This is a genomic window from Micromonospora sp. CNZ322, assembly GCF_007827755.1.
The window spans coordinates 264,865-279,756 of record NZ_VITD01000008.1 but is presented as its reverse complement, the minus strand read 5'-3'; the positions used below and the strand labels follow the sequence as shown (position 1 = coordinate 279,756).

General features: G+C 70.5%; 14 protein-coding genes. 9 read left to right on the top strand and 5 right to left on the bottom strand.

Translation table 11 applies throughout. The features are described 5' to 3' along the window. Positions 1–36: 36 nt before the first annotated feature. The 5 genes from FB453_RS20850 to FB453_RS20830 all read left to right on the top strand — a co-directional run bounded on the left by FB453_RS20850 (position 37) and on the right by FB453_RS20830 (position 5,199). Complete coding sequence (locus FB453_RS20850) at positions 37–1,320, top strand: sugar ABC transporter substrate-binding protein (protein WP_145792552.1); 1,284 nt, start codon at positions 37–39, stop codon at positions 1,318–1,320. After that, positions 1,317–2,303 carry a carbohydrate ABC transporter permease gene (locus tag FB453_RS20845; protein WP_091409821.1) on the top strand — a complete coding sequence of 329 codons (987 nt, stop codon included), beginning with the start codon at positions 1,317–1,319 and terminating at the stop codon, positions 2,301–2,303. The genes FB453_RS20850 and FB453_RS20845 overlap by 4 nt, the downstream gene beginning before the upstream one ends. Then, on the top strand, positions 2,297–3,130 hold the full coding sequence (locus FB453_RS20840) for a carbohydrate ABC transporter permease (RefSeq protein ID WP_112588332.1): 834 nt from the start codon (positions 2,297–2,299) through the stop codon (positions 3,128–3,130). Before FB453_RS20845 ends, FB453_RS20840 begins: the two co-directional genes overlap by 7 nt. A gap of 84 nt (positions 3,131–3,214) precedes the next feature. Beyond that, positions 3,215–3,856: an MOSC domain-containing protein gene (locus tag FB453_RS20835; protein WP_112737315.1), complete on the top strand. Its 642-nt coding sequence runs from the start codon at positions 3,215–3,217 to the stop codon at positions 3,854–3,856. Between the two features lie 149 nt (positions 3,857–4,005). Beyond that, positions 4,006–5,199 (top strand): low temperature requirement protein A, encoded by a 1,194-nt coding sequence (locus FB453_RS20830; RefSeq protein ID WP_145792550.1) that lies wholly within the window; start codon positions 4,006–4,008, stop codon positions 5,197–5,199. 20 nt (positions 5,200–5,219) lie between these two features. Here the strand turns inward: FB453_RS20830 and FB453_RS20825 are convergent, their stop codons facing one another. From FB453_RS20825 to FB453_RS20815, 3 genes are all read right to left on the bottom strand, one after another. Further along, on the bottom strand, positions 5,220–6,401 hold the full coding sequence (locus FB453_RS20825; RefSeq protein ID WP_145792548.1) for a low temperature requirement protein A: 1,182 nt from the start codon (positions 6,399–6,401) through the stop codon (positions 5,220–5,222). A 185-nt stretch (positions 6,402–6,586) separates the two neighbouring features. Further along, complete coding sequence (locus tag FB453_RS20820; RefSeq protein ID WP_112604298.1) at positions 6,587–7,489, bottom strand: phytanoyl-CoA dioxygenase family protein; 903 nt, start codon at positions 7,487–7,489, stop codon at positions 6,587–6,589. Between the two features lie 221 nt (positions 7,490–7,710). After that, a complete protein-coding gene (locus FB453_RS20815; RefSeq protein ID WP_486480357.1) occupies positions 7,711–8,511 on the bottom strand; it encodes a hypothetical protein in 801 nt (266 codons plus the stop codon). A gap of 383 nt (positions 8,512–8,894) precedes the next feature. Between FB453_RS20815 and FB453_RS20810 the strand changes: the two genes are divergently transcribed. Beyond that, a complete protein-coding gene (locus tag FB453_RS20810) occupies positions 8,895–9,659 on the top strand; it encodes an SDR family NAD(P)-dependent oxidoreductase (protein WP_112604296.1) in 765 nt (254 codons plus the stop codon). A 42-nt stretch (positions 9,660–9,701) separates the two neighbouring features. Here FB453_RS20810 and FB453_RS20805 read toward each other — a convergent pair whose 3' ends face one another. Next, positions 9,702–10,490 (bottom strand): enoyl-CoA hydratase-related protein, encoded by a 789-nt coding sequence (locus tag FB453_RS20805; RefSeq protein ID WP_145792543.1) that lies wholly within the window; start codon positions 10,488–10,490, stop codon positions 9,702–9,704. Positions 10,491–10,509: 19 nt separating this feature from the next. On the opposite strand from FB453_RS20805, the gene hemW reads away from it, so the two are divergent. Further along, a complete protein-coding gene (gene hemW / locus FB453_RS20800) occupies positions 10,510–11,733 on the top strand; it encodes a radical SAM family heme chaperone HemW (protein ID WP_186718414.1) in 1,224 nt (407 codons plus the stop codon). 62 nt (positions 11,734–11,795) lie between these two features. Here hemW and FB453_RS20795 read toward each other — a convergent pair whose 3' ends face one another. Then, positions 11,796–12,422 carry a DUF4870 domain-containing protein gene (locus FB453_RS20795; protein WP_145792539.1) on the bottom strand — a complete coding sequence of 209 codons (627 nt, stop codon included), beginning with the start codon at positions 12,420–12,422 and terminating at the stop codon, positions 11,796–11,798. A gap of 225 nt (positions 12,423–12,647) precedes the next feature. Here FB453_RS20795 and hrcA point away from each other — a divergent pair, with 225 nt between their 5' ends. Both hrcA and dnaJ read left to right on the top strand, forming a co-directional pair. After that, positions 12,648–13,670, top strand: coding sequence for a heat-inducible transcriptional repressor HrcA (hrcA, locus tag FB453_RS20790; RefSeq protein ID WP_112588271.1), 1,023 nt, complete (start codon positions 12,648–12,650; stop codon positions 13,668–13,670). A 75-nt stretch (positions 13,671–13,745) separates the two neighbouring features. Beyond that, positions 13,746–14,891 carry a molecular chaperone DnaJ gene (gene dnaJ / locus FB453_RS20785; protein ID WP_181518639.1) on the top strand — a complete coding sequence of 382 codons (1,146 nt, stop codon included), beginning with the start codon at positions 13,746–13,748 and terminating at the stop codon, positions 14,889–14,891. Position 14,892 lies beyond the last annotated feature (1 nt).

Genomic DNA, 14,892 nt, shown 5'->3' with positions numbered 1-14,892 from the left:
AAGGTTAGTTCCAGGCGGCGCGAGGGGAGAAGTGGCGTGAACAGGTGGAAGCGGCTGGCCCCGGTCACCGCCATGGTGGCCTCGGCCGCGATGGTGCTGACCGGCTGTGGAGGCTCCGACGATGCGGCTGACGACAGCAAGCTCACGGTCTGGATGATGGGCGAGGGCGGGGACGCGCAGAACTCCTTCCTCGACGGAGTCGAGGCCGAGTTCCGCCAGAAGCACCCCGACACCGATGTGGTCGTGCAGTACATCCCCTGGCTGGAGGCGCCCAAGAAGTTCCAGGCGGCGCTCGCCGGCGGGGAAGGGCCGGACATCACCGAGCTGGGCAACACCGAGACTCAGGGTTGGGCCGCCCAGGAGGCGCTCGCCGACGTGAGTGGTCGGATGGGCGGCTGGACCGACGGCAAGGATCTGCTGCCCGACCTGGTGCGCAACGCGCAGCTCGACGGCAAGCAGTACGGCGTGCCCTGGTATGCCGGTGTGCGAGCGATCTACTACCGCACCGACTGGTTCGCCGAGGCCGGCGTGCAGCCCCCGAAGACCTGGGACGACCTGGTCACGGTGGCCAAGGCCGTGCAGGCGAAGAAGAAGGGCACCTACGGCATCGCCCTGCCCGGCAACTCCGAGCTGCCCTTCTACTCCTTCCTCTGGGGTGCCGGCGGCGAGATCGCCAGCAACCAGGGCGGCACCTGGAAGTCCGGCTACACCACGCCCGAGGCGCAGCGGGCCGTCAAGTTCTGGACCGATCTGGTGACCGTGCACAAGGTCGCCCCGCCGGCGGCGGCGGGCTGGAACGAGATCGACGCGCGCACCCAGTTCGCCACCGGCAAGGCCGCGATGGCCTTCGCCGGTAGCTGGCAGCAGGGCGCCATCAAGAAGGACAACCCCGAGATCGAGAAGGTCTGGGGTACGTTCCCGATCCCCGGCCCGGACGGCAAAGCGGCGCCTGGTTTCGCGGGCGGCTCGGACGTGGCGATCTGGAAGGACAGCGAGCGGCAGGACCTGGCCTGGGACTACCTGACCGTGCTGCTCAACAAGAAGAACGCGCAGAGCTTTGCGAGCAGCCTCGGCTTCTTCCCGGTCTACAAGGACCTGGTCTCCGGTGACGCGTACGCGAACGACAAGGTGATGGCGGCGTTCGCCACCACCATGCAGAACACCAAGCTCACGCCGCTCACCCCGAAGTGGGTGGAGGTCAGCCGGACGAAGACGGTGACCCAGGCGATGAACAGCTCGGTCATGAAGGGTCAGAAGACGGTCGAGAAGGCTACCGCCGATGCGGCCGGTGAGATGGAAGGCATTTTGAACAGCAAGTGAGCTCCCAGACAAAAAGCCCGGAGACGGCCGCCGCGCGGGAGAACCCCGCGAGGCGGCGTCGCCGGGTGGACCGCCTGCCCTACCTGCTGCTCCTGCCCGCCCTGCTGATCATCGGGGTGCTGCTGCTCTGGCCGCTCGGCCAGGTGGTGGTGATGTCCTTCTACCGGCTGAACAGCGTCCGGCAGCTGCGCGGCGATCGGGAGTGGCCGTGGGTGGGGTTCGGCAACTACGTCGACATCCTCTCCGACCCGTTCTTCCTGACCGTGCTGCGCAACACGGTTCTGTTCGCCGCGGCCAACGTGCTGCTCACCATGGTGCTCGGCACGCTCGTGGGGCTGCTGCTCAACCGGCTCGGTCGCAAGATGGCGACGTTCGTGGCCAGCTGCGTGATGCTCGCCTGGGCCACGCCGGCACTGACCGGCACCATCGTCTGGAAGTGGATCTTCGACGACACGAGTGGCCTGGTCACCTGGCTGTTCAACGCGTTGCCGGACGGGCTCTCGAACAGCCTGTTCGGGCGCAGCGACTGGACCGGCTACGGCTGGTTCAACTCGCCGCTGCTCTTCTTCGCCATCCTCACCCTGGTGGTGGTCTGGCACTCGTTCCCGTTCATCGCGGTGAGCGTGCTGGCCGGTCTCAAGAGCGTGCCGAGTGAGCTGCACGAGGCGGCCCGGGTGGACGGCGCCAGCCCGTGGCGGGTCTTCTGGAAGATCACCTTCCCGTTGCTGCGCCCGGTCTTCGGGATCCTGATCGTGCTCTCCACGATCTGGGACTTCAAGGTCTTCACTCAGCAGTTCGTACTGGCCGGCGGCACCCAGGACCGGCCGACGTTCATGCTCGCCATCTACTCGTACGCCGAAGCCTTCTCCCCGCCGCCCAAGTACGGGCTCGGCGCGGCCATCGCGGTGATCCTCACGCTGATCCTGCTCGTGGTCACAGGCTTCTACGTACGGATGGTGCTCAGGCAGGAGGACGAATCGTGAAAAAAATCGCCCTCAACGGCGCCGGGCTGCTGGTCGCGCTCTTCGCGGCGTTCCCGGTCTACTGGATGATCTCCACCTCGCTGAAGCCGAGCAGCGAGATCTTCTCGGCCACCCCGCAGCCGGTGCCGACCCATCCGACGTTGGCGCACTACCGGGAGATCCTGACCGGCAACCTGATCCCCGGCGTCAGCTTCCTCGACTTCTTCCTCAACAGCGCGCTGGTAGCCGTCTCCACTGTGGTGCTCAGCGGTCTGGTGGCGTTGCTCGCCGCGACCGCGGTGGCCCGGTTCCGCTTCAAGCTGCGGACCAGCTTCCTGATCATGCTGCTGGTGGTGCAGATGATCCCGCTGGAGGCGTTGGTCATCCCGCTGTTCCTGATGATCCAGCGGCTCGGGCTCTACAACACCCTGCCCAGCCTGATCCTCACGTACCTCGGTTTCTCGCTGCCGTTCGCGGTCTGGATGCTGCGCGGCTTCGTCGCCGCGGTGCCGAAGGAGTTGGAGGAGGCGGCGGCGATCGACGGGGCCAGCCGGGCCCAGATCTTCCGCCGGGTGCTTTTCCCGCTGGTCGCGCCCGGCCTGGTGGCCACCAGCATCTTCTCCTTCATCACGGCGTGGAACGAGCTGATCTTCGCGTTGACGTTCATCAACGACCAGGGCAGCTACACGCTGCCGGTGGCGATGACGTTCTTCTTCGGTCGGGACGACACCAACTGGGGGCCGGTGATGGCCGCGTCCACCCTGTTCACCCTGCCGGTCATCATCTTCTTCCTGCTGGTGCAGCGTCGGATGGTCTCCGGCCTGGTGGCCGGCGCCGTCAAGGGCTGACCCCGCGCCGCGAGGGCCGACGTCGGTCCTGACCCGCGGCCGGGAGGGCTGGCCGGCGTTGGACCGCCAACTAGGCTGGCGGTCATGACGGGCAGGGTGGCAGCGGTGAACCTCGGCATCGTGACCGAGGCGGGGTGGGCCGGCGACGCGAGCGGTCGCAGCGGCATCGACAAGCGGCCGGTCGACGGCCCGGTTTCGGTGCTCACCGGCGGCCTGGCGGGTGACTTCATTGGCGAGCCGGCCCATCACGGTGGCCCGGACCAGGCGGTCTACGCCTACGCGGAGGAGGACGCCGCCTGGTGGGTGGCCGACCTGGGCCGCGCCATACCGCCCGGCGGCTTCGGCGAGAACCTGACCACCTACGCGGTCGACGTGACGGGTGCCGTGATTGGCGAGCAGTGGCAGGTCGGCTCCGCCCTGCTCCAGGTCACCAAGCCGCGCACCCCCTGCACCACCTTCGCCGGGTTCTGGGGCGTACCGGATCTGATCAAGCGGTTCACCGTCCGCGCATCGCCCGGGGCCTACCTGCGGGTGCTGCGCGAGGGGGAGGTCGGCGCGGGCGACCCGGTCGAGGTGGTGGACCGGCCGGCGCACGGTGTCACCATCGGCGAGGTGTTCCGGGCGAACAGCCTGGAGCCGGAGTTGTTGCCGCGGCTGCTCGACGCCGAGGACCTGCCGGAGCCGATCCGGGAGAAGGCCCGTCGACGCCTCGCCGCCCGGGGCTGACCGCCCGCGAAGGCATCCGCCGCGACGCCGCGACGAGCACCGGCGGGCTCGGCGGATCCGGCCCGGAAGAACCCCGATGACGGGCCCAGCGACGGACTTGCCCGTATTGTCCCCACGGAGGGCGTGCGGCGGGGACCGGGTGGAGCGCGATGTCGATGACGACGGACGGCGGTGCTGCGGCGGCGTCACCCTCCGACCCGGGCCTGGAGCGTCCGGCGTTCCTGGAGCTCTTCTTCGACCTCGTCTACGTCTTCGCGCTTGTCACCTTGGCGACGGTGCTGGCCGACGACCTGACCTGGACGGGCGTCGTCGGGACGCTGGTGCTGCTGCTCGGGTTCACGATGATCTGGGCGCTGACCGTGTGGACGGCGGACAGCGTCGACCTGACCCGCCCGGCCGGGCAGGGGCAGTTCATCTGGGTGGCGGCGGCCAGCCTGCTGTTGGCCGCGCTCGCGGCCGACGCGTACGGCGATCGCCGGCTGCTCTTCGCGACCACGTACGTGGTCATCCACCTCAGTACCGCGGCCTACTACATCCTGGTCATCTCGCGCAGGAGGCCGCCGCGGCGCAGCATCCGGATCCTGATCTGGGAGGCCGTCGCCGGCGTCGGCTGGATCGGTGGGGCGCTCCTGGGCGGTTCGGGGCAGTTGGCGATCTGGGTGCTCGCCGCCGTCGTCGAGTATGGCTCGGCGGCGTTGGGCTGGCCGGTACCCGGGATCGGCCGCTCACGACCGCGCGACTGGCGGCTGGTCGGCGCGCGGGTAGCTGAGCGTTACCGGCAGTTCGTCATCGTCGCGCTCGGTGTCTCGATCTTCGTGACCGGAACGACCTTCAGCATGAGCGAGTACACGCTGGAGCGAGCCTCGGCTCTACTCGTGGTGTTCACCACCATCGTGTTGATGTGGCGGATCTACATCTACCGCGCCGGTGAGTTGCTGACCGACGCGATCGCCCGATCGTCCAACCCGGCGCTGCTCACCCAGTCCGCCGCGGTCACCCATCTCGTCATGGTGGCCGGAATCATCGGCGCGGCGGTCACCAGCCGGCTCGTGGTGAGCCGCCCTTTGGGCGAGACCCCGCCCTCGTGGGCCGCCGTGATCCTCGGCGGACCCGCGTTGTACCTGGTCGGCCGGGGCGTCCTCGACTTCACCGTGTTCGGGCGGATCTCGCGGTCCCGGTTGGCCGGGCTGGTGCTGCTGGCGGGCGTGGCACCGGCCACGCCCCTGCTGCCGCCGGTGCTGCTCGCCCTGCTCGCCATGGCGGTGCTGCTCCTCATCGCCGTGGCGAACCTGGTGAGCACCCGGCGACACACGCGTACGCCGGCACCACCGATGCTGCGGTGACTCTCTACGACGGCCCTTCATCACGATGGCGCGGCGGCGACCAGGCGTCTGCGCGCGACCAGCCCTTCCCCGACCAGGGTGACCAGCAGGACCAGATTCGCCAGCATCAGGGCCGCCATGGGCGGGAACAGGAGGGTGGCGGGTGCCACCAGGGCACACAACACCGCGATCGCCAGCACCCGGGACCAGAGGGTCCGGCCGGTCACCACGGCATCGAACAGGACGCTGCCGAGCAGGAACAGGACCGGTCCGCCGAGGGTGGCGACCATCAGCTCGACCGGGGCGCGGCCGAACGGCCGGTCGATGACCAGCGAGGTGCTGGTCGAGACCAGGACCACCCCGGCCACCATGACCAGATGGCTGTACGAGGTGGAGGTGCCGGAGCGGACCCGTTCCACAGTTGCGACGCTCGGTGGTGCCAGGATCCGCTGGACCCGCTGGAAGTAGAGCTGGAACAGCAGGACCGCGCTGAGGAACGCGACCGCGCTGGTGGCCACCGCGCCGGCCGTGAATCCGCTGCCGGCCAGCCCCGTGCCGGTGCTCAGGATCAACTCGCCGAGCGCGACGATGAAGATCGCCCGGTGGCGCTCGGAGAGGTGCACCCCGGTAAAGATCTGGCTGGCCAGCTCGGTGCGCCCCAGCCTCGGCGTCGGCCAGCCGACCCGGGCCGAGCCGAGGTCGACCGCCACCGCGAGAGACCAGAGCACCAGTCGGGCGGTCTCGTCCGCGAACACCCCGGCCACCCAGGGCGTCACTGTGACGCCGAACCAGAAGAACACCCGGATGCTCCTGGCCTGAATTGGCCGGTTCACCCGGGTGCCGGGGATCAGGACGGCGTCGCGGACCAGGTGAATGGCGAAGTAGGCCGCGACGAAGAGCCACCCGTACCGACCGAAGGCGTACGGGGTCGCGATCGCCATCAGCAGGGTGCCGAGCATGACCAGCAGGGTGGTCGCCTGGATGATCGGCAGTCGGGGGTTGAACAGGTCGGTGAGCCACGCGGTCAGTACCCAGACCCACCAGGCGGCCAGCAGCAGGACGGCGGTCTGCGCCGCGCCCCGGACGGTGAGGTTCTCGGCCAGGCTGGCAGCGAGCCGGGAGAACATGAAGATGTAGACGAGATCGAAGAAGAGTTCCAGGAAGGTCGGGTATTCCGGCTCGCCGCGGCGGCGGAGGATCCGGGGGAGCGGAGCGGATGTCACTGCGCTGCCTCCTGTGCCACCCCACGCCCTGGCGCCGCGCCCCGACCTGCGCACCCGCCACGCTACCGACAGTGCGGTCTCCGGTGGTCGGGAACGGGCTGGGCCGGAGCGGTCGGGTCCGCAGACGCGGAACGGCCCCCTGCCAACGCTGAGCGTCGGCAGGGGGCCGTCCTACGAGCAGTGGGTCAGCGGAGCCAGGGAATGTTGCGGTCGAGCAGACCGCGCTCCTTGAGCTCCTTGCGCAGCGGGATCTCGTCGTCGACGTACCCGTCCCAGTTGATGCCCCAGTAGTTGGCGGTGTGGGTGCCCTCACCGATCAGCTGGCGCTGCACGGGGGTGCGGTTGCGGTACCACTCGCCGTTCACGTCGGGGTGCAGCTCGTCCAGCGGACGGATCCACCGGTAGGTGTAGCCGACGAAGAGCATCTTGCGAGTGATGGTCGACAGGTTCGTCGACCGCGAGTGCCACTGCCGGCGGTCGAAGATGAAGGCGTCGCCCGGGTTCGCGGTGATCTCCACCGTGCCCTCCGGATCGGGGTTCTGCACGGTGAGGTCCGCCGGCCGGGGCAGCGAGTTCTTCAGGTGGCTGCCCGGGATGACCTTGGTGGCGCCGCGGCCGGTCTCGGAGAGGTCCGACAGCACGTACGCGACCTTCAGCGAGAACATCGGCCGAGGCAGGTTCGGGTCCATCGTCTCCGGGTCGGAGTTCTGCCGGTACCCGTCCTGGTGCCAACCCCAGTACGGCTTCTCCGGCTCGGCGGCCGGCGGGGTGACGTCCAGGTGGTTGTGGTGGGTGTAGATGTTCCAGCCGGCCAGCCCCCACATGTACGGGAAGGCGATCGGGTGGGTCAGCAGCTCACCGAAGAGCTCGTCGCGCTCCAGGAAGCCCAGCAGGTGCAGGGTGCCGTCCTTCTTGGTGGTGCCCTTGGCCTGCTCCTCCGCGTAGACGCGGTCGACCGCCGCCTCCAGCGCCGCCCGGTGGTCCTCCGTCAGGACGTTGCGCAGCAGGAGGAAGCCCTGCTCGTGGAACTCCTTGCGGTCAATGTCGCTGATCGGTTCGTAACCGGTCCGGTCGCCGTAATCGAACACCGCGTCGTACCCCTCCCCATGAGGTGAAACCTTTTCTGGCACAGGCCGCCGATCGTAACGCGGCGGCCCAGGCATCGGGGAGGGTGTGGCGCGGGATTGGGCCAAGGCGGGACCCCACGCAGCGAGAGAAACGCACAGAGTGAGATCCGGGTGATCAATAGTGCGATTCTATGCGTATTGCCCGATTGTGCGGTGACTGCCGGTTAAGAGATCCAGGTCGGTCAACCCTCGTTGAACACTTCGGCGATCACCTGGCCAGCGGGGTTCTGCTGGGCGTCCACACGGCCCCACGAGCCGTCGCGGGCGGTCCACTCCAGGTCGCCGAAGCGGACCCGCTTCACCCCGTGGTCCTGGGCGTGCGAGACCAGCCAGTGCGCGTACCGCCAGCCGTCGCGCTGGTCGCCCGGAGTCACCGCCAACCCGGTCGGGTCGGTCGGGTCGGTGCCCTTCAACCCCCAGTCCAGCACCAGGTTGCGGGTCAGTTGCGCGGCCGCCGCCGCGCCGTGCATCGCCGGGGTACGCCCGACCGTGCAGGCGACAGCGCCGCTGGCGTCACCGAGCAGGGCCCGGCTGAGCACCTCGGAGTCGTCGGCCCACTTCTGGTACGCCTCGGGGAACGCCGAGCGCTGCACCCGCTGGGCGGCGTCGGTGACGCGCATCTCCTCCCAGCCGCGCACCTTCTTGAGGGCCGCGTAGAACCGGTTGGCCGCGTAACGCGGGTCGCGGATCTGTGCCGGGGTGCCCCAGCCCTGGCTCGGTCGCTGCTGGAACAGGCCGACCGAGTCGCGGTCGCCGTCGGCGAGGTTGCGCAGCCCGGACTCCTGGTACGCGGTGGCGAGCGCGACCACGACGGCCCGCTCGGGCATTCCGCGCTTCGCGCCGATCGCCGCGATGGTCGCCGCGTTAGCCATCTGGTCGGCGTCCAGCGCGACCCGTCCGTCGGCCTGCACCGTGCACTTCCGTGCCATCAGTGGCAACTTGAGATTGTCGCCGACCTGCCGTACGACGAGCCAGATCGCGATCACGGCGATGAGGATGAGCGCCACTCCACCCGCCACGGTTGCCCGAGTTCGCACCCACACCCCCAGATCGACAGTCTGACAAGCGTACGTCCCCGCTGGCCCTCCGCGGGTCGTCCGAGTGGTTCGGGCCCGGCCTGGCCGACTCCGACCGGTTCGGGGGCGGCTCCGCTGTTGCGTACCGGTTGGCGACGTTCCCGCTCCGGTGGCGATCTCACCTGCCACGTCGTTCTGTCGCTCGTCCCGGTGCGGGGCTGTCATGAGCGTCACCGGGTAACCGACAACGGGAAGAGATTGATCGGTCAAGGAATTGAGCCAGTTGACATATCAATCCGGCCTACCCTCCCATACCCGGGCGCGTTGGTCGACGAACGAGGGGGAGTTCCATGGGAACGCTCGATGGCAAAGTCGTGCTGATCACCGGCACCGGCGGTGGTCTGGGCCGCGTCGCGGCGCTGACCTTCGCCCGCGAGGGCGCGAAGGTCGTCGGGGCCGACCTCCAGGTCGCCGGTAACGACGAGACTGTCGAACTCGTCCGTCGCGCCGGCGGCGAGATGACCGGCATCGCGCCGGTCGACCTCACCGACCCCGAGCAGGTACGCAAGCTCGTCGACGACGCCGCGGCCACCTACGGCGGGCTCGACGTGGTCTACAACAACGCAGCCGCGCTCCGCTTCGGCCCGATGCCCGACTTCTCCGTGCAGGACTGGCGCTACACCATCACCGGAGAACTCGACATTCCGTACTTCGTGTCGAAGTTCGCCTGGCCGCACCTGGTCCAACGCGGCGGCGGCGTCATCATCAGCGCCGCCTCCATGGCCGGAATGATCGGCGGCCACGTCCCGCCGATGGTCGGTCACACCGCCGCGAACGCCGGCATCATCGGCATGACGCGACAGCTCGCCCTCGAAGGCGCGCCCCACGGCATCCGCGCGGTGGCGGTCAGCCCCGGACCCACCCTCACCCCGGCCAGCGAGCGCGACCTCGGCGACAACCAGGAGGCCCGGGACGCCATCACCGCCAAGACGCTCCTCAAGCGCTTCGCGCGCCCCGAGGAGGTCGTCGAGCTGGTGGTCTTCCTCGCATCCGACCGGGCGTCGTACATCACCGGGGCGAACTACCCGGTCGACGGCGGCGCGACCGCCTGGTGACCCGACAGTGGGGCGCCGCCGCTCCCGGTGGCGCCCCGACCGTCAGGCGTCGAGAGCGGGCACCCAGCGCGCCGGTCGTTTTTCGCGGAACGCGGTGACCCCCTCGCGCCCCTCGTCGGAGAGGAAGTAGCCGGTCGAGACGGCGGAGAGTCGAGCCAGGTCGGCGCGCAACTCGGCGGTACCCGGTCGGCGCAGCAACTCCTTCGCGCCGGCCAACGCCCCGGGCGCGCCGCGCACCAACGAGTCGCAGTAGCCCCGTACCGCGTCGTCCAACCCGTCCGCCGGGACCGAGGCCGTCACCAGGCCGATCTCGGCGGCCCGGCGACCGTCGAAGGTGTCGCCGGTCAGGTACAGCTCGGCGGCGGCGCGGGGGTGCAGCCGGGGCAGCACGGTCGCCGAGATCACCGCCGGGATCACCCCGATGCGTACCTCGGTGAACGCGAACGTTGCCTCGTCGGCGCAAACCGCAAGGTCGGCGGCGGCGATCAGGCCCAGCCCACCGGCCCGCGCCGGCCCGCCCACCCGGGCCAGGACCGGCTTCGGGCACTCCCAGAGTGCCGCGAGCACGTCACCCAGCATCCCGGCCGGCACCGTCCCGCTGGCGTACGCCGCGGCGGTCTCCTTCAGGTCCGCGCCGGAGCAGAAGACCGGGCCGGTGTGGTCGAGCACGATCACTCGGACCGCCTCGTCGGCGACCGCGTCCGCCAGCTCGGCCAGCAGTTGGGTCATCAGGCCGGTGGAGAGCGCGTTGCGGTTGTGCGGGCTGTCCAGGGTGAGGGTGGTCACCCCACGAGCCGTGGCGACCCGCACGAGGACGTCGGGAGAGGTCATGCCGGGCACACTAGTGGCCATGCCCGGCGTCCTTCCAGATGGTGAGACCGTCCCCGTCGACGGATCGTTGCCCGCCACCGCCACCGCGGTGGTCGGCGCGCGCGGCTTCGGCGTGTACGTGCACGTGCCGTTCTGCGCCAGCCGCTGCGGATACTGCGACTTCAACACCTACACCGCCGCCGAACTGGGCGGCGGCGCCAGCCGCGAGGGGTACGCGGACACTGTGCTGGCCGAGCTGAAGCTCGCCGCCCGGGTGCTCGGCGACACCCCGCCGCCCCGGGTCGACACCGTCTTCGTCGGCGGCGGCACGCCCACCCTGCTCCCCGCCGACGACCTGGCCCGCATCCTCGACGGCATCGACCGCACCTGGGGGCTGGCCGCCGACGCCGAGGTGACCACCGAGGCCAACCCCGAGTCGGTCACCCCGGAATCGTTGAAGCTGCTGCGGGCCGCCGGCTACACCCGGATCTCGTTGGGCATGCAGTCCGCCTCTCCGGGGGTGCTGGCGATCCTGGACCGCAAACACAGCGCCGGCCGGGCCACCGCCGCCGCCCTGGAGGCGCGCGACGCCGGGTTCGAGCACGTCAACCTGGACCTGATCTACGGCACCCCGGGGGAGCGGGCCGAGGACTTCGCCGCCTCGCTGGAACAGGTCGTCGCCGCCGGGGTGGACCACGTCAGCGCGTACGCCCTGATCGTCGAGGACGGCACCCGGCTCGCCGCCCGGATGCGGCGCGGCGAGCTGGCGTACCCCAGTGACGACGTGGCCGCGGACCGCTACCTGGCCGCGGAGGCCGCGCTCGACGCGGCCGGGCTCTCCTGGTACGAGGTCTCCAACTGGGCCCGCACCGAGGAAGCCCGCTGCCGGCACAACCTGCTCTACTGGACCGGCGCGGACTGGTGGGGGCTGGGGCCGGGGGCGCACAGCCACGTCGGCGGGGTGCGCTGGTGGAACGTGAAACACCCCTCGGCGTACGCCCAGCGGTTGGCCGCCGGTGCGTCTCCCGGTCTGGCCCGGGAGGTGCTCACTGTCGACGAGGCGCACATGGAGGACGTGATGCTCCGGCTGCGGCTGGCCAGCGGCCTCCCGCTGGCGGTGCTCGACGCCACCGGTCGGGCCGGCGCCGAGCGGGCGCTGGCCGGCGGCCTGCTGGCCGCCGACGAGTACGCCGCCGGCCGGGCGGTGCTCACCCTGCGCGGGCGGCTGCTCGCCGACGCGGTCGTCCGCGACCTGCTGCCCTGAGTGGCCCACCCCGGACCGGGACTGCGGTGCTCCGGACCGGCCGGGGGAGCGGCCGGCCCGGTTCACTTGATGAAGTTGGCAGTCATCGGGTAGCGGTACGGGGTGCCCTCGTTGGCCTTGATGCCGGCGATGATCCCGAACAGGATCTGGATCACCACGACGGCGATGCTGGGCAGGAAGAGCAGGCACCAGCTCACGAAGAGCAGCACGAACGCGATGATCGACCAGAGGATCTGGAAGTTCAGGGCGGCCAGGGCGTGTGCCCGGACGGTCGGCGACTGCTGGCCTCGGGCCAGGTAGGCGATGAGCGGGGCGACGAAGCCCAGCGGACCGAAGCTGACCAGCGCGCCGAGAGCGCCGCCGAAGTGCGCGACCAGCGCCCAGGTCTTGTCCTCGTTGTTGGCGTAGCCGCCGCCGGGGCCGCCGTAGGCCCCACCGGCCGGGTAGCCGCCGGGCGGGGGATAGCCCCCGGGCGGGGGATAACCGCCTGCCGGAGGGTAGCCGCCTGACGGCGGTTGGTCACCGGTGGGCGGCGGATAGCCACCGGGCGGGGGATAGCCGGCCGGGCCGGGCGCCCCGGACAGTGGTGCGGTGGGCGGCTCGGCCGACGGGGACGGGCCTGGGGAGGTGGGCTCCGGCGGGTAGTTGCCGGGGTCGCCCGACCCGGGAGGGCGAGGAGGTTCAGTCATGGATGTCACGGTAGGGGCCCGTGGCAACGCCGCACCAGAGCGACACCGCCTGGCAGTGCGGGCCGATCGGCCCAACAGGGTGGCGTGGACCGCACCGACGGGTGGCCGTTGATCATCGCGTCGGCGGGCCCGCCGACGTAGACTGGCACTCGTTACAGTCGAGTGCCAGGACGGCCCGGCCGGCCCAGAGCGCCGGCGGCCGACGTGCGACAGGAGGTGCGGAGGATGGGTCTCGACGACCGGAAACTCGCCGTGCTCCGCGCCATCGTCGAAGACTACGTCTCCACCCAGGAGCCGGTCGGCAGCAAGGCGCTGGTCGAGCGGCACCAGCTCGGGGTCTCCCCGGCCACGGTCCGAAACGACATGGCCGTGCTGGAGGAGGAGGGCTACATCCGGCAGCCGCACACCAGTGCCGGCCGGGTGCCCACCGACCGCGGCTACCGCCTCTTCGTCGACCGGTTGTCCCGGGTCAAGCCGCTCAGCCCGGCCGAGCGCCGGGCCATCGAGCGCTTCCTGGTCGGCGCGGTCGACCTCGACGACGTGGTGCACCGCACGGTGCGGTTGCTCGCGCAGCTGACCCGGCAGGTCGCCGTCGTGCAGTACCCGAGCCTGGCCCGCTCCTCGGTGCGTCACCTGGAGCTGGTGCCGATCTCCACCACCCGGCTGATGCTCGTCATGATCGCCGACACCGGGCGGGTGGAGCAGCGACTCGTGGAGCTGCCCGGGCCGGTGCCCGCCGACGACGTCACCGACCTGCGCCGACTGATCAACGAGAAGCTCGCCAACGCCCGGCTGTCCGAGACGCCGCCGCTGGTGCAGGCGCTGGTCGAGGAAGCGCCGACCGGGCTGCGTCCGACCATGACCACGCTCGCCACCGTCCTGCTGGAGACGCTTGTCGAGCGGCACGAGGAGCGGATCGCGCTCGCCGGCACCGCGAACCTCACCCGGGGTGGCCTGCTCGACTTCCAGGGCTCCCTGCGGCCGATCCTCGAAGCTCTGGAGGAGGAGGTCGTGCTGCTCAAGCTCATCGGTGAGACCGAGCCGAGCACGACCCGGGTGCTGATCGGCGACGAGAACGAGTTCGACAACCTGCGCGCCGCCTCGGTGGTCAGCACCGGGTACGGCCCGGGTGCCACCATCGTGGGCGGCCTGGGGGTGCTGGGGCCCACCCGGATGGACTACCCCGGCAACATCGCCACGGTGCGCGCCGTGGCACGCTACGTGGGCGAGTTGCTGGCCCAGAACTGATTGGTCAGGGCCGATGCGGCCGGCTGCGGCCGCCGACCGGCGCAACGCGAGACGAACATGAGGACACGGAACGCAGTGGCCAGGGACTACTACGGCATTCTCGGTGTGAGCCGGGAAGCCTCCGATGACGAGATCAAGCGCGCCTACCGCAAGCTGGCACGCCAGTTCCACCCGGACGTCAATCCGGACCCGGAGGCTCAGGAGAAGTTCAAGGACATCAACGCCGCGTACGAGGTCCTCTCGGACGACCGGAAGCGGCAGATCGTCGACTTGGGTGGCGACCCGCTCGCCCCGGGTGGCGGCGGTGCCGGCGGCCCGGGTGGCCCCGGAGGCGCCGGCCCGTTCGTCGGTTTCCAGGACATCATGGACGCGTTCTTCGGCGGTGCCGGAGGTGGGGCCCGTGGCCCACGGCCGCGTACCCGCCCGGGCGCCGACGCGATTCTGCGGCTCGAACTCGACCTGCACGAGACGGCCTTCGGCGTGGAGGCCCCGATCACCGTCGACACGGCGGTGCTCTGCACCACCTGCTCCGGCGCCGGCACGGCCGCCGGCACCCACCTGGCGACCTGCGAGGCGTGCGGCGGTCGGGGCGAGGTGCAGTCGGTGCAGCGCACCTTCCTCGGCCAGGTGGTCTCCGCCCGGCCGTGCACCGTGTGCCAGGGCTACGGCACCACCATCCCGCACCCCTGCCCCACCTGCGCCGGCGACGGCCGGGTGCGGACCCGCCGTTCGCTGACCGTCAAGATCCCGGCCGGCGTCGAGGACGGCATGCGGATCCGGCTGGCCCAGCAGGGCGAGGTGGGCCCCGGCGGCGGCACCGCCGGTGACCTCTACGTGGAGATCCACGAGCGCCCCCACGACGTGTACTCCCGCAAGGGCGACGACCTGCACTGCCGGGTCACAGTGCCGATGACGGCGGCGGCGCTGGGCACCCGGCTGACCATCAAGACGCTGGACAGCGAGGAGACCGTCGACGTCAAGGCCGGCACCCAGCCGGCCAGCACGCTGCGACTGCGCGCCCGGGGCGTGCCGCACCTGCGCGGCACCGGCCGAGGCGACCTCTACGTCCACCTCGACGTGCGGACGCCCACCAAGCTCGACCCGGACCAGGAGAAGATGCTGCGCGACTTCGCCAAGACCCGTGGTGAGGAGGTCGCCGAGCTGTCCAAGCAGGGCGGCTTCTTCTCCCGGATGCGCGACGCGTTCAACGGGCACGCCTGAG

Excerpts from the sequence above, each read along its gene's own strand:
- hrcA (WP_112588271.1), top strand. The coding sequence starts at position 12,648 with ATGGGTCTCGACGACCGGAAACTCGCCGTGCTCCGCGCCATCGTCGAA.
- FB453_RS20795 (WP_145792539.1), bottom strand. The coding sequence starts at position 12,422 with ATGACTGAACCTCCTCGCCCTCCCGGGTCGGGCGACCCCGGCAACTAC.
- FB453_RS20830 (WP_145792550.1), top strand. The coding sequence starts at position 4,006 with ATGTCGATGACGACGGACGGCGGTGCTGCGGCGGCGTCACCCTCCGAC.
- hemW (WP_186718414.1), top strand. The coding sequence starts at position 10,510 with ATGCCCGGCGTCCTTCCAGATGGTGAGACCGTCCCCGTCGACGGATCG.
- FB453_RS20835 (WP_112737315.1), top strand. The coding sequence starts at position 3,215 with ATGACGGGCAGGGTGGCAGCGGTGAACCTCGGCATCGTGACCGAGGCG.
- FB453_RS20805 (WP_145792543.1), bottom strand. The coding sequence starts at position 10,490 with ATGACCTCTCCCGACGTCCTCGTGCGGGTCGCCACGGCTCGTGGGGTG.
- FB453_RS20810 (WP_112604296.1), top strand. The coding sequence starts at position 8,895 with ATGGGAACGCTCGATGGCAAAGTCGTGCTGATCACCGGCACCGGCGGT.